We start from the raw sequence: 25,590 nt of genomic DNA, 5'->3' as shown, positions 1-25,590 counted from the left end.
TTTTTTCGCAATAACAAAAATGGTGAAGGGATTTATTCCTTCACCATTTTCTTTTTATTTCACCAGTATACCGCTGCTGATGTTTTCAGGAACGGTTTGATAACCATCAAATGTCAGCGTGGCTGATGCCCTGCCGGACGAGAGTGTACGCAGTACCGTTATATAGCCGAATAATTCGGACAAAGGTACCATTGCGGTAATGGTTTGTACCTGTGTATCCATGGCGATGTGTTTGATCACACCACGGCGTCTGTTCAGGTCACCTGTTAAGGCGCCGGTATATTCCTCCGGCATGGTTACGTCTACTTTCATCCAGGGCTCCAGCAGGCGGGGGCCAGCCTTGGCCGCTACCTTTTTGAAACCGATGACGGCCACGTGTTCAAAATCCATGGCGTGTGAATCGGTGTCGTGAATTTTTCCATCGAGTAATTTTACGCGCATGGACTTCACCGGATATCCCGCCAGGGCGCCATTGTGCATGGCCGATTCAAAACCTTTGCTGATCGCAGGGATGAATTCTTTTGGAATAGCACCGCCTTTGATTTCGTTGATGAATTCCAGTCCGGGTACATCATCTTCTTTCGGAGATAATTCAAATTCTATTTCTGCAAAGCTACCGGAGCCACCGTTTTGTTTTTTATATACCTCGCGGTGGGTAACGGCTTTCGTAAATATTTCCTTGTATGCAATCTGCGGTTGTCCTTTGTTGACCTCCAGGTGATATTGTGATGCCAGCTTTTCCAGCACTACTTCCAGGTGGAGTTCACCCATTCCTTTCAGAATCGTTTGCCCGGTGGCGTTATCTACTGCTACGCTGAGGGTAGGATCTTCATCGAGCAATCTGGCCAGTGCTTCACCGAGTTTATCATTTTCTTTGGCCGACTTAGCTTCAATCGCATATCCTATCATGGGTTCCGGGAAGCTGATTTTTTCCAGCAGTACCGGGTGATCGGGATGTGAAAGGGTATCCCCGGTTTTCACATCTTTTAATCCTACCACCGCGCCAATGTCGCCGGCACCAATTTCTTCCACGGTTTCATATTTATCGGACATGATACGCATCAAACGGCTGATCCTGACTTTACGGCCGGTGCGGCTGTTCCAGAGTGTATCTCCACTGCGTAAGATGCCTGCATATACACGTACTAACGTTAACTTCCCTACGTAATCATCTGTGATGATTTTAAATGCAAGGGCCGCCAATGGAGATGTTTCGCTCACGGGTATCATCACGGGTTCATCTGTATCCGGGTCAGCAGCTTTTACCATACCTACGTCTGAAGGCGCAGGCAAATAGGTGGCTACTGCATCCAGGAGGGGCTGTATGCCTTTGTTTTTGTAGGCCGCACCTGTCAGTACGGGAACTGCTTCCATACGGATGGTAGCGCCGCGTAAGGCTGTATATATATCTGCTGGTGTAATGCTTCCGGGATGGGTGGTGTATTTATTCAATAACGACTCATCCAGCAGTGATAATTCTTCCAGCAGATAGTTCCTTGCTTCCTGTGCTGCTTCCAGCAATTCGGCAGGAATATCCAGTGTGTCATACGTTTTGCCATCGGGTGTATTCCATACGAGTGCTTTCATGGTTACCAGGTCAATCACGCCGGTGAAATCATCTTCTGCACCGACTGGTATTTGTACCGGCAATACGTTGGCGTTCAGGCGTTCCCGTATTTCATTCACTACTCTGCGGAAATCCGCGCCCTGCCGGTCCATTTTATTAATGAACGCAATGCGGGGAATGTTATAATGATTGGCCTGATGCCATACTGTTTCTGACTGAGGTTGTACACCGGAGCGGGCGCAAAATACTGCGATGGCGCTGTCGAGCACCCGCAGCGAACGTTCTACTTCAGCGGTGAAGTCTACGTGGCCGGGTGTATCAATAATATTGATCTGCCAGGTGTTATCCCCGTGCTTCCAATACGTAGTAATCGCTGCAGATGAAATAGTGATACCTCTTTTTTCTTCCTGGGGATCGCTGTCCATAACAGTGTTGCCTTCGTCTACATTACCCAGTTTATGTGTAAAGCCGGTGAAGTAAAGCATGCGTTCCGTGAGCGTTGTTTTACCTGCATCTACGTGAGCCATGATACCTATATTTCTAAAATCCGCTAAGCGTTTCATATAATTTCTATTTAAAAAGGAATAAAAAAAGCCTCTCATCTGGTAATGAGAGGCCTTTGCAAACATGCAACAGGATGCCCTGCATTACCGGTCCAGCCGTGTAACTGACAATGTTTTAATAATAAATTTCCTGTTGCAGTTCATCATTATAAATTTTCTTGTCTGGAAAAATGTGGAGTAGTGGGGGAAGCAAATAAAAAAGGCCTCTTCGGATGAAGAGGCCCCTTGAAAAGATTTCAGGAGTTATATATTAACCTCTCATATCCGGGATGGATCTGCCTCCCCGTCTTGAATTAAGACAATGCAAGTACTTGCAATTACCGCTCTGATAACGGTAGCTGTGTGCCTGGTTGCCTGATATGTGAGAATACGTTTCATGTGCTTTAAATTGCTCCGCAAAGATACTTTAATTATATGAAAAAAACTAATTCGTTGACATTCCTGCATTGATTGCCTGGCAGCAGGTGCAGGTCCTTTTTCTCATCTTTATACAAATTTATCTTTAATATTTACCAGGGCTACCGGTTTGAATGGTCGTAAATTTGCGTTTTGCAGATCGTTACCACTGGCAGCGACTTATAGCTATAAGTCACCGGAATATGCGGGGGCTGCGCTTGCCTTTACCGGGCTGTTGCTTTGTACAAATTTTATATAAGAATGAACAAACCGGCACCGCTGGCGTTTCAAACAATCAGATAACATTTAAAAAACCATAAAACTTCCATCAGATGAATATTACAGACATTAATGGTACTGTACAACTCGCGAATGGTGTACAGATGCCTTATTTCGGATTAGGTGTTTTCAAAACAAAAGACGGGCAGGAAGTAATAGACTCCGTTACCTATGCACTGGATGCGGGTTACCGCCATATAGATACCGCTGCTATTTATGATAATGAAGAAGGCGTTGGTATTGCCATTGAGAAAAATACGACCGACAGAAAAGATATTTTTCTCACTACGAAAGTATGGAACGCCGACCAGGGATACGACAGCACCTTAAAAGCGTTTGATGCTTCCCTGGAAAAACTGAAGACTGATTACCTGGATCTGTATCTGATCCACTGGCCGGTGAAAGGGAAATACAAAGAAACCTGGCGCGCATTGGAAACATTGTATGCTGATGGCAGGGTAAAAGCGATTGGTGTCAGCAACTTCCTGCAACATCACCTGGAGGATTTATTTCAGACCGCCAAGGTGGTTCCTATGGTAGATCAGCTGGAGTTTCATCCTTACCTGGTACAGCAGCCATTGCTGGACTTCTGTCAGCAACACCAGGTACAATACGAAGCCTGGAGCCCGCTGATGCAGGGTAAAGCCTTTGACGTGCCCTTGTTGAAAGAACTGGCTGCCAAATACAAAGTATCTGTGGCGCAACTGGTATTAAGATGGGATCTGCAGAAAGGAGTGGTGACTATTCCTAAAAGCATCCGCAATGAGCGGATTATTTCCAATGCAGCCATTTTTAACTTTAATATCAGCGAAGAAGATGTGCAGAAAATAGCTGCACTGGATTGCGGAGAAAGAGTAGGACCAGATCCGGATAATTTCGATTTTTAGCGAGTTTTTGTCTTATTCAGGATTATACTGATTTAGATGATTTTCCAGTTTTTGTTTTTACAAGATTAAAAAGATGAGGGTAGATTTAAGCGAAGTTCGATTATATCTCCCCTCATCTTTTTGTTCAAAAAATTGAAAAGTAAAAATCTGGAAAATCATCTAAATCAGTATAATCCTGAATAAGACAAAAAATCGCATCAGGCAATCGCAGCAAATAAGCGGTCTATATCTTCCTTATTATTATAAAAATTAAGCGCTACCGTCAGCCTGTTATTTTTATATCTCGCCTTAATGTTATTTTGTACCACTTTTAGGTTTTGTTCCTCCGTAATTTCCAGCAGTTGAATAGCAGAGCGGTTGGCCGGCGCATAGTCCGACAGCAGTCTGATACCATGTGCTTTGGCTTGTTGCCTCAGGTAATCAATTAACTCCTGTATGTAGGCCGCTATATCCGTAATGCCTATACGTTGCAGATATGCCAGCGTATGCCCCAGCAGCAGGATATTGATGAAAGGAAGTGTACCGGCTTCAAAAGCCAGCGCATTTTTTTTAGGAGTAAAAATGGTATAGTCTTTCACCAGATCAAAGTCAGGCTTTTCATAATCTACATTGTACCAGCTCATCACGGTAGGCGGGTATTTATCCAGGAGTTGCCGGGATACATACATAGCGCCGCTGCCATATCCTGAGGTTACCCATTTGTAGCCGTGAAAGATGAGGATATCTATATTACATTCCTGTACATCAATATCATTTACTCCAAATGATTGTGTAGCATCTACGATGTGGATGATGCCATGTTGTTTGCATAATTCGCCAATTTCTTTCAGTTGCTGACGGAAGCCTGTCCTGAACATCACATGGCTGGTGATCAGGATTTTTGTGGCGGGAGTAATTTGCGCGGCAATGGCCTCCAGGGAGATGTGCTGATTGGCATCGCTTTCTACAAGATGGAGGGTATATCCGCTGTGCATCCAGCCTACAATGCCGGTAGGAAATTCATCCCGCATGGTGATGATTTCGTAGCTTTTTGGAAACATGTCATAGAGTAAGGTCATGGCATGTGCGGTGTTGGTGATGAACGCAATTTCAGTTGGTTGTGCGTTGAGCATCTGAGCCACCTGTTGTCGTACTTCATCTACCTGTTGATTCCATCCCGGCATGACCATCCGGCCTTTTTCGCTGAGTTCAGTGAGCAGGGTATGGGCATGTTGTACAAATGGGGTGCTCACGGGGCCACCGCCATTGGTAAACAGATAAACGCTTTTATTGGTCACCGGGTAATCGGCTCTTATTGTTTCCCATTTATTCATATGCTGGTAGTTATACTATTTTATTATTTCCTGTACGATATTAAACAAATTAAATCAGTGAGCAGCAGCCGGGGAATGATTATCTCTTTTATGTGATAACTTGCGGAGGTGGCAGGATATATTTTAAATAAAAATTCAGGTTTTAGCATGCGGAGAAAACAGTATTTCATTCTTTATTCAATTGTATTTTTATTCGTCTTTAAGGCGGGAGCGCAACAGCAGGCAGTTTTCAGGAATGCTGCAGCCCCGTTGAATGAGCGGGTAAATGATTTGTTGCATACGCTTACCCTGCAGGAAAAGATTTCCCTGCTGGGATACAACAGTCCGGCGATAGAGCGGTTGCAGCTGCCGGCTTATAACTGGTGGAATGAAGCCCTGCATGGTATTGCCAGGGGCGGTGAAGCCACGGTGTATCCGCAGGCAATTGGTTTATCTGCCACCTTTAATGCGCCACTGGCGCGGGAGGTAGCCAGTACTATTTCCACGGAAGCGCGGGCCAAGTATAACCTGGCGGTGCAGCAGCACCGGCATGTGCAGTACATGGGGCTTAACTTCTGGACTCCTAATATTAATATTTTCCGGGATCCCCGCTGGGGCCGCGGGCAGGAAACCTATGGAGAAGATCCTTACCTGACAGCCACGATGGCCGGAGCCTTTGTACAGGGCCTGCAGGGGGATGTGCCGGGCATGCTGAAAACGGCCGCCTGTGCCAAACACTTCGCGGTACACAGTGGCCCGGAAGCCGATCGTCATAGCTTTAATGCGATTATAGATGAAAAGGATTTAAGAGAAACTTACCTCTATGCTTTTAAGAGGCTGGTAGATGGTAAGGTGGAGTCTATTATGTGTGCTTATAACCGGGTAAACAGCCAGCCTTGCTGCACCGGAAATACACTGTTACAGGACATTCTGCGTCACGAGTGGAAATTTGGCGGCCAGGTAGTAACGGATTGCTGGGCACTGGATGATATCTGGTTAAGGCATAAAGCCATTCCTACCCGTGAGGAAGTGGCGGCGGCAGCGATTAAAGCTGGTGTTAACCTGGACTGCGCCAATATTCTGCAGGACGATGTCATGAAGGCGATTGATAAAGGATGGCTCACTGCTGCAGAGGTAGACAGTGCGCTTAGCGCCAGTTTACGCACCCAGCTGAAACTGGGACTCTATAACGCGCCGGAAGCCAGTCCTTATAGCCGGTTTGGCGTTGATAGCGTAAACAACACCTACCATGCCGGGCTGGCGCGGGAAGCTGCCAGGGAAAGTATGGTATTGCTGAAGAATGATGGTGTGTTGCCATTGAACCGGGATAAATATGCATCTATGCTAGTAACCGGTTCGAATGCTGCTTCGCTGGAAGCATTGATGGGTAACTATCACGGCGTATCCGGCGACATGGTTACTTTTGCTGCCGGTTTGGCCAAGGCTGCGGGTCCCGGTATGGCGATGCAATACGACCAGGGATGTGATTTCACGGATACACTGCATTTTGGCGGTATCTGGGCTTCTGAGAACTGCGATGTAACAGTAGCGGTGATTGGCTTAACTCCTTTATTGGAAGGTGAAGATGGTGATGCATTTCTTTCTGATTCCGGTGGAGATAAAAGTACGTTAAGTTTGCCCCGTTCGCAGATCCTGTTTATGAAGAAGCTGCGGGCAGCGCATAAAAAACCGATCATTGCGGTGATTACTGCCGGTAGTGCAGTAGATGTAGCGGCCATTGCACCTTATGCAGACGCGGTGATCCTGGCCTGGTATCCGGGTGAACAGGGCGGTAATGCCCTCGCGGATATCATCTTCGGAAAATATTCGCCCGCAGGGCGCCTGCCGGTTACTTTTTATAATTCGCTGAATGAGTTACCGGATTATAAAGACTATAGCATGAAAAACCGTACCTACCGCTATTTTAAAGGTAATACGGAATACGCATTTGGTTACGGTCTTAGCTATACGAAATTTGATTATGCCTGGCAAACAGCTCCTGCAAAGGAATACAGGAACAATGATACCATTCGTGTAGCCGTGTCTGTAAAAAATACCGGTGCATATGATGGTGATGAAGTAGTGCAGGCCTATATCAGCTATCCTGATGTAGAACGCATGCCGGTAAAGGAATTGAAAGCATTCAGGCGGGTGCTGGTGAAACAGGGCGGACAGGAAGTAGTGCAACTGGAAATACCGGTAGCTGAGTTGCAGAAATGGGATTTATCCAAACATGCCTGGAAGCTATATAAAGGCACTTATAAGATTAATATAGGAAAGAGTTCGGCAGACTTTGTGCTCACAAAGGAACTGCGCATAAAATAAATAATATCCCCTTACGCGGCGCTACTGCCGCGTAAGGGGATATCCGCTATACCATTCGATCTACCACTTTCTTGAGGGTCAATCCCTGTACAATAATAGAGAACAACACCACAAAATAGCTGGCCGAAAGAATAATTTCTTTATACGGTGATTCCGGTAAAGACAACGCCAGTGCTACAGAAATACCTCCCCGCAGCCCCGCCCATACCAGGATCGTAATACTTTTATAGTTAATGTTCAGCGTACGTTTTAATAGAATGGAAGGCACGGTAATACTCAGTGCGCGTGCCACCAGTACGAATAGCGTAGCTAATAAACCGGTGAACCAATAGTTTTGTAAAAACGGCATGATCACAATCTGCAGCCCTATCATCACAAACAGGATAGTATTCAGTAATTCATCTATCAGGCTCCATACATTGTGAAAATAGTGTTGCATATCTTCCGACTGTTTGGTACCCAGGGATGTATTACCCAGGATCAGCCCCGCTGACACTGCTGCCAGTGGAATGGACACGTGTAACATGGCTCCCAGCACAGATATCACCATCACCATCGACAAGGACACCATTACAATGATCTGGAAGTCATCTACCCGTTTCATGGTTCTGTAAGCAACGATGGCGGAGATAACGCCGAGCGCGATACCACCAAAAACTTCCTGTGAAAACAAGGCCGCGGCATATGACAGGGAGACATGTGTATCTGCCTGTCCTGCTACTTCTTTCAGGATCACAAACAAGAGAATGCCGGTACCATCATTCAGTAAAGACTCGCCACCGATAATAGTTTCAAGGGCAGGTGGTACTTTTGATTTTTTTAAGATGGATAAAACGGCCACGGGATCTGTGGGTGAAATCAATGCGCCGAAGAGCAGGCAATATACCAGGGGTAAATCAATATGCATCAGCTGTGTAGCCCAGTATAACAGGAATCCGAATATAAAGGTAGAGCCGATAACACCTACGGTACTAAGCACCAGCACCGGGTATCGTTGCGCTTTTAGTTTATTGAAATCGAAATGAAGGGCACTGGCGAAGAGCAGGAAACCTAACATTACGTCCAGTAGTGTACCGGTAAAGTCGATGCCATTGGTCAGGTCTTTAATGAATGCAAAAGCATCGGGAAATATTTTACCGGTTAACAGAATCAGTACGGACAACAGGAGTGAAACCACGATCACGCCTATGGTTCCCGGTAATTTTATAAAACGGTTATTGATGTAGGAAATTAATGCACTAATGGTAACTAAAGCCGTTATCAGTGTAAAAGTGTTCATAAGCAAATCGAATAATGCCAGTTAAAAAATCAGGTTCCTAATGATGCTACAATTTTTCCGGAGGGCTTTAAAGATAGAAAAAAATGCGGCAAATCATTCCCTGATCGGCGGTTTCGGATTACTTTTTCTTTGAAGACTTAGCATTTGCATTAAAATCTAATGCCATTTTAATCCAATGAAGCAGTTGTTTTTTAGTAGTGAGTGCTGACTCGTCTATAAAAATGAATCCTTTCATTTCTTTACCGCCATGTACCATTACCTTCGCATCGGGTGTGGCTTCCAGCACCGCATCGGAGGTGGCCGGATCTATTCTCACCATTATTCTTTCGGGACGCACGCCAACGCACATTTTATCATTGACCATAAAACAGAGTCCGCCGAACATTTTCTTTTCTTCCACATTGCTGGTAGCTGCAGCGAGGATTTCACGAACACGGTCAGCCAGTTTTTCATTGTGTGCCATGGGTAGTGTTTTTTGGGAGATGATAAAGATACAATTTCCCTTTAATAGCCGTAGCGTTTTTCCAGTGCTTCCCCACAGCATAACCGAGTGCGGGAATATCATAGGCTTTCCGGATACTATCCGCTAAAGGTTTAAATGATTGTGCATGGACTGTAAAGGAAAGCAGGAGCAGTGCGAACGCCGGGATCTTCATAAAAATATTTAAAGGTAAAAGATAGCGGAAGGATTTTCAAATTCTCTGTATAATATTGTAAAGAAATTAGTTACTATGATAGCTGCCGGATCTTTTCACGATTATCTTCAATTGTTGCACCCTGTTACAGCGGCGGACTGGGAGTTGTTATCTGCCGGTCTTAGTACGCGTACCGTGAAAGAAGGCACCGTGTTGCTGGCAGAAGGCAAAGTAGCGAAAGAAATATTCTTTATCAGCAAAGGTGTGTTGCGCCTGGTGAAGCATTCAGAAGAAGGGGAAGATATTACCCTGTTTTTCCTGAAGGAATACAGATGCGCTACGGTGCTTGATAGTTATTCCCAGCAGACGCCCGCCGCGTATAGGCTGGAAGCTGCGTGTGAGGCAGAGCTGACAGTAATGCACCGGGAGCAACTGTTGTGGTTATACGAAAAGATCCCTTATCTGCAATCACTGATCACGACTATTAACCAGCGGGTGCTGATGGAAAAGATAGAGACCCGGAACGAGTACACCGGGCTGGATGCTACGCAGCGTTACCGTCATTTTATGCAGCAGGAGCCCGACATCGCGGCGCGCGTACCTTTAAGTACCATTGCTTCTTTCCTGGGTATTACCCAACAATCGCTCAGCAGGATCCGGAAAAACTATACTGCTTAATATCGTTTTTACCATTTGGTAAATGCCATCATCCTGCCACACACGAATTTTGTATTCATAAAAAACAAAAGGTTATGAATACAAATCTGACAGGAAAAAAGGTGATGGTATTGGGTGGCTCAGCGGGTATTGGTTTGGCTACGGCGCAGGCAGCAGCGGCAGAAGGCGCCCTGGTAATCATTGTTTCCAGTAACCAGGAACGGGTAAACAAGGCATTGACTACTTTACCTGGTACGGCCCAGGGTGTTGCCTTAGATCTGCGTGATGAGGCAGCTGTACGTGATTTCTTTAACGGTGCCGGTGCTTTTGATCACCTGGTATTTACAGCGGGTGGTCCTTTCCCGTTTGGGCAGGTCGCTGATTTCAGCAGTGCAGACATGCTGGACGCTTTACAGTTACGTTTTCTGGGTGCTATGAATGCCGTGAAATATGCCAGTCCGCATATACTGCCGGGTGGTTCGGTGGTATTGACTACCGGAATAGCCAGTTTAAGGCCACAGAAGGGCTGGGCAGCGGGCGCATGTATCTGTGGCGCTATGGATGGATTAACCCGTGTATTGGCCATGGAATTGGCGCCTATACGGGTCAATGCCGTATCTCCGGGTATTGTGAAAACCGACCTGTGGGCGGGGATGGCGGAGGCTGACCGTGAAGCGATGTATGCACAGGCAGCAGCTGCGTTGCCGGTAGGCCGTGTAGGTGAAACGGCAGATATTGCACAAACCTATTTATACCTGATGCGTGAAGGCTTCAGCACCGGTCAGATTATTGTGGTAGACGGGGGCGCCGTGATGGTTTAATGGGCCATCGCAGCAGCTGCTGGCGCAGCAGTAACCGCTGTTTTGATATTCCTGCTGCAAACCACTAAAATCAGTAATGCTACAAAAGAAGATCCGCACATGGTTACTGCCATTGGAGTAGCTGTGTGCGTATTGTATAAGCTCACTACCGTAGATGCCAGGGAACCAATACCCATTTGGATTGCACCCATCAGCGACGAAGCACTACCGGCATTTTTAGTAAAAGGTGCCAGTGATAAAGCGGCTGTATTGGGATTGATAAAGCCCAGACAGCAAAGGAATGCAAACAGAAGTGCGATGATGCCCGGCAGCGATAACCAGTTGTTCCAGGCACATATCACGAAAATAAGACCAGTAATAGTTTGGCCAACCAATGCCACCGGTACTATTTGCTGGCTGGTGAAGCGTTTTAATAATAAGCTATTCACCTGGCTGGAGCCAATCAGGCCGATAGAGAGGAAGGCGAAGATCCAGCCATAGGCTTTATCGCTTAGCTTATAAATGTCCATGAAAACCTGTGGAGACGCGGATACATAAGCAAACAGGCCCGAAAAGGAAATGGCGCCTGCAAAACAATACGTATAAAACTGTGGCTCACTTACTACCGCGAGGAAGTTATTGATAATGGGTCTGGGTTTGAGCGACATAGACGTGTCTGGCTTGAAACTTTCCGGCAGCCAGAAAATGGTGGCTAACAGGATCAGTGCGCCCATGGCACCCAGTATGAGGAACACGGCATGCCAGCTAAAGGCACTGGTCACATAACTGCCTACTGTAGGGGCTATCATGGGAGAGGTACCTACTACCAGCATGAGCAGTGCAAATACTTTCGCGTTTTCTTTTACGGGAAACAGGTCACGCACCATGGCTACAGATGCCACGGCAGCAGCACAGCTGCCTATGGCCTGCACAAACCGCAGAATGATCAGGCTGTCCAGGGTGGACGCATAAATACATCCGATAGAGGATATCACATAAAGGAGCAATCCTATATAAAGTGGTTTCTTTCTTCCGAAACGGTCCAGCAGCGGGCCATACAATAACTGGCCGGCTGAAATGCCGATGAAGAAACTGGAAAGGGAGAGTGCCACCCGCGTAGGGTCTACACCTAAATCCTTACCTATTGCCGGAAAGCCGGGCAGGTACATGTCAATGGAAAATGGTCCTAATGCTGTAAGTGTACCTAATATAAGTATAAGCGAAATGTATTTCGCTCTGGAGAGTTCGTTGGCCAAGGTAAATATCTCTTTAAAAAATGCACCGCAAAAATAAACAGAAAAAACGATGCAAGCCCGGCCTGATTGTCTGATCCCTGTAAAGTTCCTGTTATGTTTTTATGACGCTTTGATGTCAATCAGGAAATCATAGAGGGGTGTTTCACCTGCAATGTTCAGTTTTTTGCGTAGCCGGTATCGGCTGGTTTCCACGCCCCGTACGGATATACCCATGGACTGTGCAATTTCTTTTGTCGTTAAATTAATGCGCAGATAAGCACATAGCTTGAGATCGGTAGTAGTGAGTTCAGGAAATAATTTTTTCAGGGTGCGTAAGAAGTTATTATGTACTTCATCGAAATGTTGTGAGAACTGAGCCCAGTCTTCTTCGTTATTTTCTGCTTCTTCAAACAGCCGCATTACTTTTTTGAAAGAAGGCAATGTGGAAGCATCGTTTGTTTTTTTTACGCTCTGAATAAATTCTTCCCGGATATTGGATAGTAGTTTGCCTTTCTGCACCAGGTGCAGGGTAGCAGTTGCCAGTTCTTTGTTTTTATGCTGTACATCAGATTCCAGTTTTTCATTACGTAGCTGGATCAGTTGCTTTTCATTTCTTTCCAGTTCCAACTGATGCTGAAAAATGAGGTGTTGTTGTTCCTGCTCATGTTTTTCTTTTTGCGCAGCAAATTTCTTTTTTTGACGGCCATACAGGAAGTAGATGAAACCCGCCAGCAGCAATAGATACAGTCCCCATGCCGTGTAGGTTTGATACCAGGCGGGCAAAATGGTAAAGGTGTAGGTAGCGGCAGGAGAGATATTGCCAAGATTATCTTTTGCTTTTACGGAAAAAGTATAACGACCATAGGGCAGATTGGTATATTCTTTTTCTGTTTTGCTGGTCCACTCTCCGGGTTGTTTATCGAATCCTGACAGTTGATAGCTGTAAGTGATGTTGTTACCTTGTTCAGCTGCTGGTGCGGTGTATTCAAAATGAAAACTATTGTATGCATTAGGCAGCGTCACCCGTTGTTTTGCATCCTGTACCGCATAGCCACCAAATAAGAGGGTATCTTTTTTACTGGTGGCTTTTATTTGTCCCAGTAGCACTGAGAGTTGGCTGCCATGGTTGTTGTATTTTTTATAATTAAGATGATAAATGCCTTTATCTCCTCCAAAGAAAATGTTTTCATCATTATAGGGATAAATGAATTCAAAGCCACCTACAATTTTTCCTGTCAGTTCCGGAAACCAGGTCACTGTTTTGTGAGCGGCGTCTATGACGCCTGGTTTTTTATCGGACACAAACCAGATCCTGCCACTGCTGTCTTCTTTCAGGTATTGTATGCTGCGGGTGTGTAGTAATGGATAGAGGGAAGGGGAAGGGACGAATTGTTGTTTCGCTTCTTCATATTCGTAGATGCCCTGCATAGTGCCTGCCACCATTTTGTTTTGAATGCGGAATACATAATTATTGTTGGTAGCGGGGAGGCCATCTTTTTGTGTAAAAAGCTGCGAATGCAAGGCGGTATCACTTTTCAGTGTGAGTTGATATACGCCGCGATAAGGATGAGAAGACCAAATGCGTTGCGCATTATCTGCTGCGAGGAAACGCAGGGATTCAAACAATCCGGTGATATGCCGGGTAACGGTAACGGCTGTACTATTATATTGAATAGCGGCCAGCCCGTTGTAGCAACCAGTCAATATCCTGTTACCCAGCGCCAGGTAAGTCCAGCAGCCAACATCTTTCAGCAGCGGCGTGGCTTTGTTGCCATTGATTTCAAAAGTGCCTTCCTGGTGGGCCATCAGCAGGTGTTGCTGAACGGCGGTCAGATTCCATACCTGACCTTTCGTATTGGGTACGGGTTGGAAATTGCCTTTTGAGAAACTGATATCTGTAACGCTGTCCAGTGGTGTGCTGTAGAGGCCATCGGAGGTGCCGATATACAGGCGGTGGCTAAATACCAGCGCCGCATAAGTGGTGAGGGAATTATGTTTATCGGGTTGAATTTGTTTGATGGCAGTATTATAACGGAGCTGGTCGATACCGTTATCCAGTGCCAGCCAGATATTTTGTTGAGGGTCCGTAAACAGCTTCAGGACATTATTATTCTGGAGTCCTTCGTCCATGCTGAATTGCTGTATGACTTTTCCATCGGCGCCATTGATGATATAGCAACCTTTGGAAAAGGTGCCAATGGCCAGTTGGCCCTGTTGCAGCGGGATGGCACAGTAGATACGGCTGTTGCGGAATACTTCATCTGCGGCAGTACGCCAGGGGACCAGTTGTTGTCCACTGATTTTATACAGCCCATCTTTTAGTGTGGCAATGAGAAGGGTATCATTTTCTTCCTGCAGGAATGCGGTCACTAGTGGTTGTTGCCCGGAGCTTTCCTTACAAACGGGTTGCCATTTACCCGCCACCAGTTTCAGTAACCCTTGTCGCAGGTCCTGTGCATAGAGGCCATGGGCGGTGCTGCCCATTATTTTCCATTCCACAGGAGCGTTGTATACCTGTATCTTATTATTACGGCATTCAAATATTTTATTGTTGCTTTTAAAGTAAACAGCGTTGTTGTACAAGGCAATATTCCAGATGTCTGCAAATTCTGTTTGCCCTGCGGGGATATTTTTTTTGAGAGAAGTATAGACAAGTATACCATTGGCATCCGGATAATAATAGCCGAAATCGTCCTGAGCACCTACGTAGATGCGTCCATCGGGCGCTACTTTTACGGCACGTAACCGCGTATTATTGGGGACTGGGTATAGTTTCCAGTAGTTACCGTTATAGGTGACCAATCCTTCGTTATTGGCGAAGTACAGGATGCCCCGTTTGTCCATATCTATGTCCCAGGTTTGCCCGTTGCCCTGGTATTGGGTTTTGCTGTAGTTGACAATGGAGGGTAGACCAATGGTGTTTTGCGCATAAATGAAACTTACGTGGAATAAAAGTGCCAGCAACAGAAAAGGCTTCATGTAAAAGCGTTTTACTAAATGTAGAATTTTTTTGTTGATGTAGTATAGTAGTAATGAAGACGGATTAATAATCAATCTGTTATTGCAATCTGAAGTAGAAATGACGTAGGTGAAAAAATGAATTTTCCCTATTTAATATAGATCTTGGTCTTTCTTTAAAAGACATATGATCATGCTGAAATTCCACGGGCTGGTACTCATTTTTTTAGCTGCATTGATTGGGCAGACTAACGGGCAGGGGTATTTGAAAACACAGGGACATATTATTGTAAACGAGAAGAATGAAAAGGTCATTCTACGGGGAATGGGATTAGGGGGCTGGATGTTGCAGGAGGGATATATGTTCCGGCTGGGCAATATCGGGCAGCAATATAAGATCCGTGCAAAAATACAGGAGCTGGTAGGGCCGGAAAAAACACAGGCTTTTTATGAAGAGTGGCTGAACAGTCATACCAATAAAAGAGATATTGACTCCATGGCGGCCTGGGGTTTTAATTCTGTGAGGTTGCCAATGCACTTTGATTTGTATACGTTGCCGGTAGATCAGGAACCGGTACCCGGACAAAACACCTGGCTGGACAGAGGTTTTGCACTGACCGATTCCTTACTGAGCTGGTGCAGGGCGAATCATCTGTACCTGATCCTGGATCTGCATGCTACGCCGGGAGGACAGGGGAATGATCTGCCTATTTCCGACAGGCATCCGGAAAAACCATCTCTCTGGGAAAGTGAAGCTAACCGCAGTAAAACCATTGCGTTATGGCGGAAACTGGCGGAGCGGTACGCCAATGAGCCCTGGATAGGCGGTTATGATATTATTAATGAACCCAACTGGGGCTTTGAAGATGCTACAGATAGCAGGGGCACCAGGGAAACAAAGAATGCGCCTTTGAAGCAGCTGATGCAGGACATCACCAAAGCGATCCGGGAAGTAGATAAAAAGCATATCATTATCATAGAAGGCAATGGATTCGGGAATAATTACAATGGCCTGTTGCCTGCCTGGGATGATAATATCGTGATGAGCTTTCATAAATACGGCAATTTCACGCAGGTATCTTCCATTCAGCATTTCCTGGACCTGCGGGAAAAGTATAACCTGCCTTTGTGGCTGGGAGAATCCGGAGAAAATTCCAATAACTGGTATACCAATACCATCCGYATGGTGGAAAGCAATGATATTGGCTGGGCATGGTGGCAGCTGAAAAAGATAGGTAGTAATCAACCCCTGGAAATTAAGGTAAGCCCGGGCTACCAGGCGATCCTGGATTACTGGAGTGGCAAGGCCCCCGCACCTGCGGCAGATGATGCCTGGAAAGCATTAACGGAGTTTGTACGTAATACCCGCCTGGAGAACAATGTGTATCACAAAGACGTAACAGATGCCATGTTCAGACAGGTACATTCCGCGGAGGCGATCCCATTTAAGGAACATTACATCAGGGATAAAGCCGTCATCCAGGCAGTAGATTATGATTTAGGGAGAAATTTATCCGCTTATGCTGATATGGACACGGCGAGCTATCATTATACACCGGGCGTAAATACACAGGGGAATCGTGGTTATGCGTACCGTAATGATGGGGTGGATATTAAAAGAGAAGGTAATGAGTTTTTTGTTTTTAATATAGAAAACGGAGAGTGGCTGCAATATACTGCGGAGGTGACTAGTCCCGGTACTTATACCTTGCAGGTGAAAGTGCGTGCAGACACCGACAGCGCCGGGGCGCGTTTTACTATTACGGGTAACGGTAAAGCGCTGGCTACTAATATCGCCGTTCCCGGCAATGATAAAGTATGGCAGTTGGTGGAGCTGAAGAACATTCAACTGGCAAAAGGCACCAATAGATTGCGGGTGGCATTTGTGCAGGGGGGATGCCATTTCAGTGGGATCACTTTTGTAAAGCAATAGCGGATATTGTCTTCCCCAGGATTATACTGATTTTGATGATTTTACAGTTTTTTTTCTTTAATGATTTTATAGGATTAAAAGATAAAGGGAGAGGATAACAGGTATTTTTTATCTCTATAAATCATAAAATAAAAATCTGTAAAATCATCAAAATCAGTATAATCCTGGGGAAGACAAAAAACCGCGTACTTTTGACGTACCCCTAAATTTTGTTACCCAGGCAACAAGCTGCAAATTTACTCCACTAGATAAAAATATTCCGCGTTGATCCATGACCCTTATTTGTTCACCTTTTTTCAATTCTAAATTCCATGAAAGAAAAACTATTTACCATTAGCATCGGTTCCTTCCTGTTAATGGCTACCATTATCTCCTCCTGTACAAAAGAGGCAAAGAAAACCGATTCCCTGCAACCGTTAAACGCTAAACCAGCTGCAGCTGCAGTGCAGGCTGCCGCCGCTTCCTACCAATTGATCTGGTCAGATGAATTTGACGGCAGCAGTGTTAACACCTCCAAATGGTCTTTTGAAACCGGCCCCGGGGTTAACAACGAAAAGCAATATTATCAATCGTCCAACGCCACCGTTAGCAATGGCAACCTGGTGATTACCGCCAAAAAGCAGAGCGTGAATGGCTGGCCGTATACCTCTGCGCGTATGAATACCGCCGGTCATTTTACAACACAGTATGGCCGTATCGAAGCACGTATTAAGCTGGCCTCCGGCCAGGGACTGTGGCCGGCTTTCTGGATGCTGGGGAATAACATTGGCACAGTTGGATGGCCCAAATGTGGTGAAATAGATATTATGGAGCAGGTAAACACCAGCAACACCATTTACGGCACTATTCACTGGGATGCCAACGGGCATGTATCCTATGGAGGCAATACCAGCACCAGCATCACGGACTACCATGTATATGCAGTTGAGTGGGATGCCAGTTCTATCCGCTGGTACCTGGATGGCAACCAGTTTGCTACGGCCAATATTCTGAATAATATTAACAGCACAGAAGAGTTTCATAACCAGTTTTTTATCATCCTCAACATGGCAGTGGGTGGTGATTTTCCCGGACAAACCATTGATGAAAGTAAGTTGCCTGCCAATATGTATGTTGATTATGTAAGAGTATATTCTATCACTAATGGCGGTGGTGGTACTGCACCTATTGGCAGTACGATTACCCTGAAAGGATTTAATAATGCTTTTGTGAGCGGTGAAAATGGTACACAGGCTATGACCTGTACCCGGGCTACTGCCCAGGCCTGGGAACAGTTTGTGGTAGAAGATGCCGGTGGTGGTAAAGTGGCCCTGAAAAGCCAGGGTAAGTATGTATCGTCCGAAAACGGGCTAAATCCGATTACCTGTAGCCGCACCACCGTGGGCGATTGGGAAAAATTTGACTGGATTGTTAATACAGATGGTTCCATTTCTCTCCGGGGTAATAATGGCAAATATGTTTCCTGTGAAAACGGTACGCAGGCCATGACCTGTAATCGTGCTACTGCTTCCGGTTGGGAAGCATTCCGGTATTAATGTTATTTAGGGTGATGGATCGGGCCGGCTGTGTTTACAGGCGGCCCTTTTTTATAGGTATCGCCACTGGTCGGGAGTGGGGAATTGGAATTCGTTGCAATGCCAGGTTTCCTGGGTAGCCAGCACCTGATCCCCGTGAAAGTGGTCCAGGTCCATTAAGTCTCCTTTATCTGCTATTTGCAGGATCTCCGTGGAGAGATTTTTATAACAGCGCATACCTCCGAAAGCACTGTTCCCTGCGGGCCAGTAATGAGCAAAGGCACAGTCGAAACAACACAACAGGGTTACATTGTCTGGTAGCTCTTTCTTCAGGTAAGGGAGTATTCCTTCCATGATAAATTCTCCCTTTTGTCCGGGTAACAAAGCGTAGTATGTTCATCTATCCGGAAAGAAAGCTGGTCATACCAGGTGACTTTTCCGCTTTCGAGATGCAGCCGGAAAAAGAGCGCGGCCATTTTTTCTACCTGTTGTGTCCCTATTCTTACGGGTATGGAGATATCAAATGTACAGTTGGTAATACATCCCAAATCATCGAGCGTGATGCCTTCACCAATATGGTCAGTTTCGTTTACTAAAGAAAGCTCATCGAAATTAGCGCCGGTAAATGCGGTGTTCCGGAGCATCAGTTGCATGCATTCGCCATCGGTTTCAAAATGCGTAGTTATGCTACCAGCATTATCTGTATAGGTAGTTGGAAAGACCATGTTGGCGTTTTAGGTGGTCAATATAGTAATTAACTCAAAGAAGCGAAAGTTAAAGGAGCACATAATAAGTTTACTGATTAATAAAAATGAATATATATTTGCGCCATCGTTAATATATCTGTCGTTGATGCATTTGCCAGCTCTGAAAAACCTGTACACCCTGTTATTGGTGTGTCTATTACTTCCTGTTGTCCTGAAAGCACAGGAAGGAATGTCTGCTACGGTGCGCCCCTGTGGCACAGATGCCTTGCAGGAATTATGGAGGAAAGATGCGTCTTTCCTGGCGCGCGAACGGGCCATTAATAAGGCTATCTTACAAAAACAATATATCCGGGTACCAGGAGCCGCTGTAAAGCCACCGGGACTCGTGATCCTACCAGTGGTATTTCATATCATCAATGAAGACCCGACGGCATATCCGGACGCAGCTGTACTGGCGGCTCTGAAGGAACTAAACGATGCGTATGCGGCAACCGGTGCATTCACCGGCGGCCGCACCGATACAAAAATTCAGTTTTGCCTGGCTAAAACAGCACCGGATGGAGGCAAAACCACAGGTATTGTACGTACCCATTCCTATTTATCGGATTTTGATAATGAAATGGAAGGAGGGGACCTTACAGCCCTCGGCAGATGGGACCCTGCACGTTATGTGAATATATGGGTAGTGACGGATATTAAGTCGGAATACATGCAGGATTTCGACTGTGGCAGCTGGACCCGGCTGAAGATGGGCGGTTATGCCAGTGCTGGTGGCGACATTGTGGTAGCAGGACTTGGTGTAGGCGTACTGGCGCATGAAATGGGCCATTACCTTAGCCTGGCACATACTTTTGCGAACCGGGATTGTAAAAATAATGACTGTCTTACTGATGGCGACATGGTATGTGACACCCCGCCCGAAAAGACAATTACCGGCGGCTATGCCTGCGGTGTACCACAAAATTCCTGTAGCACAGATACCTTATCCGGATTTACTGTAGACGTACCGGATCTCCCAGATAACTTTATGGATTACGGGCAGGGCATTGGTTGTATCCTTTCCTTTACAGCCGGTCAGGCGGCGCGGATGCACAGCTTTATTGATGTGGCGTTGCCCGGTATGTTAGCCAGTACGGTATGTAATGAACCCTGCGCCGAAAATATTGTTGCGGCTTTTACCCGTGATATCGACTATCCCGTAGTAGGCAACGTGGTGACGTTTACCAGCAGTGGTACCGGCGGAAATGCTTACCAATGGCTGGTCGATGGTGTTCCCAGTGGTACTGCGGCCACTATGCAGCTGACCGTTACCCAGAAGAAAAATTATGAGATCATTCTCCGTGTAACCAATACCGTGAGTGGCTGTTCCGCTACCTCCAATGATGTGATATCTGTTAGTTGTGGCGTAGTAGCCCGCTTCTGGCCCAGCAAAAGAAAAATCGCATCCAAAGACGGAATTGAACTGGATAGTGTATATTTTAATAACCGCTCCCGTAACGCCACCAGCTGGAGTTGGCTCATGAGCAATGACAAGGGAATGGTGGAGCAGGTAGTCAGCACAGATGAACAACTGAAGTATGTGTTCAAGATACCCGCGAACTATCATGTTCGTTTAGCCGCTACCGATGGTGTTTGCTTTGATACTACCAACGCAGTACAAATTATTGTAGATGATCCTACAGCAGATGGTGCGGTGTATGTGACCAAAATAGAATGTTACCAGCAAACCAAAGTGCGTGTAACGTTATATTTCCACAACTTCGGTTATCATACCATTCCTAAAAATACACCGGTATCTTTTTATGACGGTGATCCCCGTAAGCCGGGTACGCAAAAGTTAGGCATCTGGCCTTTGCCGGGTGATATCAGGGGAAAGTGCTCTACCACGCTGTTATCTACTATTGTGGATGCGGGTCGTGCCGGTATAGATAGCCTTGGGGTAGTTTTGAATGATGATGGTTCTACGCTGCCATTGGCGCTTCCGAATACCCCTCTGGTGGAAACTAATTACGGTAATAATATCAGTATCAAACACGGCTTTAAATTTAAGGTAGCGTTGGATCCGGCAGACTATACGCTTACACCGGAACAACAGGTGGTGTTGAAACCTGAAGGAACAAATGGTACTGTGCAAAGTGCTATATGGACAGGCGATTATCTTAGCTGTACGAACTGTGTGGATGCTACTTTTACCGCGCCTTACAGAAAGGATACGGTTACCACTGTGAAGGTGATGGCATATACACAAAATGCCTGCTACGACAGCACTACCGCTACATTGCATATACCGGTAGTGGATGATTATACCGTAGCGATGAAAAATGTAGATTGTGCCAAAGGCGATAGTTTACATGTAGACTTCTCCCTATGTAATTTATATACCAAAGGAAATATTCCTGCTCAGTTGCCTGTAGCGTTTTATGACCGGTCTCCTGCTGATCCTGCAGCGGTGCTGCTGGGAAATGGATTTTTGACACCATTACAGAGTACCGGTGCCTGTGCGGATTATGGCAGTTATATTAAGCAAAGCACGACCGGTAATGTGTACGCCATTGTGAACAAGGACCGTACGATACATCCACCTGCAACGGGTTTGAATGAGTCAGATCCTGATAATAATACCACGCGCTGGCAATATAAAGCACCTGTTGTTGCGGTGTTTCCACAGGATACCATCGTGTTCAGGAAAGCAGATTTTCCACTGTATTATAAGTTGACGGACTTTACACCTAAAGATATTTTATGGCAGAACGATAACGCCTACACGCTGAGCTGCTATTCCTGTGCAGTGCCACGGGCAACTATGAAAGACAGTGCCTTTGTGGGCGTACAGCTGACTAATAAGTATGGTTGCATAATAAAAGATCAGCAGTATGTGCGGATCTTTCCGCCTGATTTTAGCATTGACCTGTTGAAAACAGAGTGCTACGATAATGATCATATCCTGGTGACATTCAAGGTATGCACAGCTAATGGCTATGATAGTATTCATGCGGGGGTGCCGGTATCTTTTTACAATGGTGATCCATCCAGTGAGCAGACCAAAGTATTATCCCCTTTATTTTATACACCCGTTACAGATGGTGTTTGCCATAATTTCACCACATTGCTTTCTGCCCCGCACAGCAATGAAATTGCAGCCATCGTAAACAGGCGAACGGATTTCGTGATGGATGAAACGAATTATACCAATAACCAGTCAAACAGGGCGTATACTCCTTTTACGGTTAGTCTGAATCCTTCACTGATAGAGTTGCCAAGACCAGCAGCGGTGAATCTGCATGCTGTTGTAGATGGCGGTCCTGCAGTGTCTTATGCCTGGACGCCGATCAGTGGCTTATCGTGCACTACCTGTGCCTGGCCACTTGCCAATGCAACGTCATCTATGCGATATACCGTTACGGCTTTCAACCAGTATTATTGCACAGATACTGCATCCGTGTATATTAAAACCTCCACCAGTTTCGGCGTGACGATGCCGAATGCGTTTACACCCAATGGTGATGGGCAAAATGATTGGTTTTATGTGATTGGCAGCTGGGATATCAAGCAGTTGAAAGATTTTAATATTTACAACCGCTTAGGGAATAAAGTATTTGAAGCGCATAATACACCTGCCAATGACAGAAGTTATGGATGGGATGGATATGTGAGAGGGCAGCCGGCGCCAATGGGCACCTATGTTTATTTTGCTACGGTGGAATTCCTGGATGGCAGTACACAGCTGGTGAAGGGAGCGGTGACACTGATCCGGTAGGTTAGCTGTTCCACGACACTTCTTTCACGCCGGCATCTGTTTGGATGTCGGCAATGAGTTTACCTACTATGGCTTTGTCCATACTTCTGAACCGGATAGTGACAAAAAACAGGCTATCGTTTTGTTCGATATTACAGGAGGAGATATTGAGGGCAGTCGTTTGAAATAGTTTATCAACCACCTCTATAGATTTGTTTCTTTCCAGTGTGATAATGCGAATGGTTTTCTGTTCAAATTTTGAGAGAAACTTTTTCTCCACCGGTTGTAACAGCCATAAGATAATAATGGCAATGGAAGTGGCGATAAATGCGGCAAAGTACATGCCTCCGCCGGTAGCCAGTCCGATGGCTGCTACGGTCCATAAGCCGGCAGCAGTAGTGAGTCCCCGTACTACTCCTTCCTTTAGAAACAGAATGGTTCCTGCACCAATGAACCCGATACCACTGATGACCTGTGCTGCTATCCTGGAGGGATCGAGTACAATGTTAGGAGTGCCCAGTACATCTGCAAATCCGTAAGCAGATACCATCATGGTAAGCGCAGCGCCTACAGATACCATCATATGCGTTCTTAAGCCGGCAGCCCAATCTTTACGTTCTCTTTCCAGTCCTATGATGCCGCCAAAAATAGCAGCCAGTGCTAATCGCAGTAGTATTTCTGTCCAGGGTATCATCTTACTAATTTAAGCAATAAATGCCCTTTTACCATTTTTAACGTATAGGCGTTATGTTAAAGGAATCAAAAATTGTATCTTCAAATGAACTCACTCATCTTTTTAGCATGTTTGTATTAAGAACACCGCTTTTGTTTTTCGCAGTACTATTGTTGCCGTTGGTTGGCCGGGCACAGGTGAAGCTGCAATCTGTGTCGCCTGAGACAACCGGGGCCGGCATAAGTACTGTTCATTCGCCACACCTCGCTGTGACGCCAATGGAGAAAAATAATCGTCATCAGTTGCTGGTGATGATACCGGGCACCGGTGGGAGTGCGGTCCATTTCAGGGCATTCGACAGTTGTTTTGCGGAGATGGGCTATTATGTGGTGACGCTGGATTATTTGAATAATGTGATTACTACGGTTTGTTCAAAGAGTGAAGACAGCACCTGTTTTGATCATTTCAGGCAGGAAATTATGTTTGGTTCGCCGGTGAGTGATAAGGTAGCGGTAGATTCGGTAAACAGCCTGGTGAATCGTTTAACAAAGCTATTGCAATACCTGGCGAAGCAGGATGTGGTGTGGGAGGAGTTTCTGAGGCATGGACAACCACGCTGGGATAAGATCATCGCTGCCGGGCATTCGCAGGGGGCCGGGCATGCTGCTTATATGGGTAAGCAATTTAAACTGCGGGGTGTATTAATGTTTTCCGGTCCACAGGACTACTTACAATATTTTAATGCACCTGCACACTGGCAGGAGGTGAACGGACGCACACCTGTAAGCCGGTATTATGCATTCCTGCATGTGCAGGATCCTTTTAATTATCAGTACCAGGTGGCAGATGTTGCGCTGATTAATCATCACGCTGTAACGGATACAACGATGGTGCAGCCACAGACGCCGGTACATTCTACCCGTAGTATACTGGTAACAGATATTAACAAGTCTGATAAGCACGGCTCTACAGTGGGGATGGAGTTTATTCCGGTATGGAAATACATGATCAGTGGGGCTACGAAACCGTAAGTGATCAAGTTGAGCAGTGTAAAGTTTTAGTCAATCTATACAGGAAGAATGCTAGCGATCTAAGGCTATCAGCAGCCCTAAAGGCTGCCTCACAGATACCGATGCTATACTTAGCAACTGCTAAGTACCTACAGAAGCAGTGCAGTAGAGGTGGACTTGATGCGGGGATGACCTCTGGATGTGTAATAGGGATGAAATTGCATCAGCAAATGGATGGAGGCCAGAAATGGCCATAGCAGGGCTGCTTCCCTACCAGGCTGTAGCTGCGGAAAGAAATATATTATTCAAAGGAAGCAGGTATAAAAGGTTTATTCATCAAAATATCTCCGGGGGGCAAGCGCGTTTTATTCCAGTTGAATAATAGTTGGATATGCGCGTGTATAGGTAAGGTTAGGAAGCAATCTTGTCCGCTTTGGATAAGTACGTTTTTTAGCATATTTGGGTACCTGTGGCGCAGCCACCGCAATAATATCCGCAGCCATATATTGTCTGTTGCCCGATGGGCCATCGTTGTACATCGCTCTTACCTGGAAAACTACTACCAGTGAACCCTCTCCGGGTACATCGAGCGAAACATTTGTTTCCTGTAAAGTGGAATCCGGCGCTATCATGAGTGTAACCGTTTCGTTACCCACCACCTGATGTGATATAAAATCAATACGCATTGCGATCACTTTTACTTCCAGGGCAGTAATACCTTTATACCCGTCGATGGTTTGTGCGGGGATATTTAATATCCCGTTAGGGAAAAGGCGGGGAGCCACCGTAAAAAAACGATCTACTCCGGTATGCCGATTGAAGCGGAAGCCCGTGATGGCGGCGTGATGATCGCCGGCAGCAATGAGTAGCCTGTTCAGCCGATTGATGTGGCCACCGTCACAGTGGATATCCAGGTTGCCGTAGAAAGCATGCCGGATAAAAGCGCCTTTTCTGCTGGCGATACCAAAGCGGCGTGATGCGCGGCGGGTAGCAGCCGTTTGCTGCACGCTTTCAGGCATGGAGCGCAGGAAGTAGTTGCCATTGCGCTTATACCCAATGAGAGGGCCGAGTTTTCCCGTAAAGGGAATGACAGACATTTGTTTGGAATGACAGACATTTGTTTTGCCATGGGAGATTATTTTGA

Annotated in this window: 19 protein-coding genes; 8 read left to right on the top strand and 11 right to left on the bottom strand. The window is 46.0% G+C overall.

Annotated elements, in window-relative coordinates:
* Positions 1 to 54 precede the first annotated feature (54 nt).
* Positions 55 to 2,130, bottom strand: a complete 2,076-nt coding sequence (gene fusA, locus AB4Z08_RS11980) for an elongation factor G (protein ID WP_441573976.1) — start codon at positions 2,128 to 2,130, stop codon at positions 55 to 57.
* 728 nt (positions 2,131 to 2,858) lie between these two features.
* Between fusA and AB4Z08_RS11975 the strand changes: the two genes are divergently transcribed.
* A complete protein-coding gene (locus AB4Z08_RS11975; RefSeq protein WP_441573975.1) occupies positions 2,859 to 3,692 on the top strand; it encodes an aldo/keto reductase in 834 nt (277 codons plus the stop codon).
* Positions 3,693 to 3,889: 197 nt separating this feature from the next.
* Here the strand turns inward: AB4Z08_RS11975 and AB4Z08_RS11970 are convergent, their stop codons facing one another.
* A complete protein-coding gene (locus AB4Z08_RS11970; protein WP_441573974.1) occupies positions 3,890 to 5,005 on the bottom strand; it encodes an aminotransferase class V-fold PLP-dependent enzyme in 1,116 nt (371 codons plus the stop codon).
* A 147-nt stretch (positions 5,006 to 5,152) separates the two neighbouring features.
* Between AB4Z08_RS11970 and AB4Z08_RS11965 the strand changes: the two genes are divergently transcribed.
* Positions 5,153 to 7,309 carry a glycoside hydrolase family 3 N-terminal domain-containing protein gene (locus AB4Z08_RS11965; RefSeq protein WP_441573973.1) on the top strand — a complete coding sequence of 719 codons (2,157 nt, stop codon included), beginning with the start codon at positions 5,153 to 5,155 and terminating at the stop codon, positions 7,307 to 7,309.
* Between the two features lie 46 nt (positions 7,310 to 7,355).
* Here AB4Z08_RS11965 and AB4Z08_RS11960 read toward each other — a convergent pair whose 3' ends face one another.
* The 3 genes from AB4Z08_RS11960 to AB4Z08_RS11950 all read right to left on the bottom strand — a co-directional run bounded on the left by AB4Z08_RS11960 (position 7,356) and on the right by AB4Z08_RS11950 (position 9,244).
* A complete protein-coding gene (locus AB4Z08_RS11960; RefSeq protein WP_441573972.1) occupies positions 7,356 to 8,588 on the bottom strand; it encodes a cation:proton antiporter in 1,233 nt (410 codons plus the stop codon).
* A gap of 118 nt (positions 8,589 to 8,706) precedes the next feature.
* A complete protein-coding gene (locus AB4Z08_RS11955) occupies positions 8,707 to 9,051 on the bottom strand; it encodes a TfoX/Sxy family protein (protein ID WP_441573971.1) in 345 nt (114 codons plus the stop codon).
* Positions 9,038 to 9,244 carry a hypothetical protein gene (locus AB4Z08_RS11950; protein WP_441573970.1) on the bottom strand — a complete coding sequence of 69 codons (207 nt, stop codon included), beginning with the start codon at positions 9,242 to 9,244 and terminating at the stop codon, positions 9,038 to 9,040. Before AB4Z08_RS11950 ends, AB4Z08_RS11955 begins: the two co-directional genes overlap by 14 nt.
* A 75-nt stretch (positions 9,245 to 9,319) precedes the next feature.
* Here AB4Z08_RS11950 and AB4Z08_RS11945 point away from each other — a divergent pair, with 75 nt between their 5' ends.
* Together AB4Z08_RS11945 and AB4Z08_RS11940 are read left to right on the top strand one after the other, a co-directional pair.
* Positions 9,320 to 9,901 (top strand): Crp/Fnr family transcriptional regulator, encoded by a 582-nt coding sequence (locus tag AB4Z08_RS11945; RefSeq protein ID WP_441573969.1) that lies wholly within the window; start codon positions 9,320 to 9,322, stop codon positions 9,899 to 9,901.
* Positions 9,902 to 9,975: 74 nt separating this feature from the next.
* Positions 9,976 to 10,701: an SDR family oxidoreductase gene (locus AB4Z08_RS11940; RefSeq protein WP_441573968.1), complete on the top strand. Its 726-nt coding sequence runs from the start codon at positions 9,976 to 9,978 to the stop codon at positions 10,699 to 10,701.
* Here the strand turns inward: AB4Z08_RS11940 and AB4Z08_RS11935 are convergent.
* Positions 10,698 to 11,936 (bottom strand): multidrug effflux MFS transporter, encoded by a 1,239-nt coding sequence (locus tag AB4Z08_RS11935; protein ID WP_441573967.1) that lies wholly within the window; start codon positions 11,934 to 11,936, stop codon positions 10,698 to 10,700. The genes AB4Z08_RS11940 and AB4Z08_RS11935 overlap by 4 nt on opposite strands.
* A gap of 99 nt (positions 11,937 to 12,035) precedes the next feature.
* Positions 12,036 to 14,894: a ligand-binding sensor domain-containing protein gene (locus tag AB4Z08_RS11930; RefSeq protein ID WP_441573966.1), complete on the bottom strand. Its 2,859-nt coding sequence runs from the start codon at positions 14,892 to 14,894 to the stop codon at positions 12,036 to 12,038.
* 172 nt (positions 14,895 to 15,066) lie between these two features.
* Between AB4Z08_RS11930 and AB4Z08_RS11925 the strand changes: the two genes are divergently transcribed.
* Both AB4Z08_RS11925 and AB4Z08_RS11920 read left to right on the top strand, forming a co-directional pair.
* On the top strand, positions 15,067 to 16,806 hold the full coding sequence (locus tag AB4Z08_RS11925) for a cellulase family glycosylhydrolase (protein ID WP_441573965.1): 1,740 nt from the start codon (positions 15,067 to 15,069) through the stop codon (positions 16,804 to 16,806).
* Between the two features lie 311 nt (positions 16,807 to 17,117).
* Complete coding sequence (locus tag AB4Z08_RS11920) at positions 17,118 to 18,341, top strand: family 16 glycosylhydrolase (protein WP_441573964.1); 1,224 nt, start codon at positions 17,118 to 17,120, stop codon at positions 18,339 to 18,341.
* Positions 18,342 to 18,392: 51 nt separating this feature from the next.
* Here AB4Z08_RS11920 and AB4Z08_RS11915 read toward each other — a convergent pair whose 3' ends face one another.
* Both AB4Z08_RS11915 and AB4Z08_RS11910 read right to left on the bottom strand, forming a co-directional pair.
* Complete coding sequence (locus AB4Z08_RS11915; RefSeq protein WP_441573963.1) at positions 18,393 to 18,674, bottom strand: hypothetical protein; 282 nt, start codon at positions 18,672 to 18,674, stop codon at positions 18,393 to 18,395.
* Positions 18,650 to 19,045 (bottom strand): DUF6304 family protein, encoded by a 396-nt coding sequence (locus tag AB4Z08_RS11910; protein WP_441573962.1) that lies wholly within the window; start codon positions 19,043 to 19,045, stop codon positions 18,650 to 18,652. Before AB4Z08_RS11910 ends, AB4Z08_RS11915 begins: the two co-directional genes overlap by 25 nt.
* A 127-nt stretch (positions 19,046 to 19,172) precedes the next feature.
* Here AB4Z08_RS11910 and AB4Z08_RS11905 point away from each other — a divergent pair, with 127 nt between their 5' ends.
* Positions 19,173 to 22,784 carry a gliding motility-associated C-terminal domain-containing protein gene (locus tag AB4Z08_RS11905; protein WP_441573961.1) on the top strand — a complete coding sequence of 1,204 codons (3,612 nt, stop codon included), beginning with the start codon at positions 19,173 to 19,175 and terminating at the stop codon, positions 22,782 to 22,784.
* Between the two features lies 1 nt (position 22,785).
* Here the strand turns inward: AB4Z08_RS11905 and AB4Z08_RS11900 are convergent, their stop codons facing one another.
* Positions 22,786 to 23,457 (bottom strand): MgtC/SapB family protein, encoded by a 672-nt coding sequence (locus AB4Z08_RS11900; RefSeq protein ID WP_441573960.1) that lies wholly within the window; start codon positions 23,455 to 23,457, stop codon positions 22,786 to 22,788.
* Positions 23,458 to 23,510: 53 nt separating this feature from the next.
* On the opposite strand from AB4Z08_RS11900, the gene AB4Z08_RS11895 reads away from it, so the two are divergent.
* Positions 23,511 to 24,467: a BPSS1187 family protein gene (locus AB4Z08_RS11895; RefSeq protein ID WP_441573959.1), complete on the top strand. Its 957-nt coding sequence runs from the start codon at positions 23,511 to 23,513 to the stop codon at positions 24,465 to 24,467.
* Positions 24,468 to 24,811: 344 nt separating this feature from the next.
* Here AB4Z08_RS11895 and AB4Z08_RS11890 read toward each other — a convergent pair.
* Positions 24,812 to 25,590 (bottom strand): hypothetical protein (locus tag AB4Z08_RS11890; RefSeq protein WP_441573958.1); only part of this gene is annotated, 779 nt, incomplete at its 5' end.

This window comes from Chitinophaga sp. RAB17, from assembly GCF_052114225.1.
GTDB lineage: Bacteria > Bacteroidota > Bacteroidia > Chitinophagales > Chitinophagaceae > Chitinophaga.
This window is presented reverse-complemented; position numbering and strand designations above follow the sequence as displayed.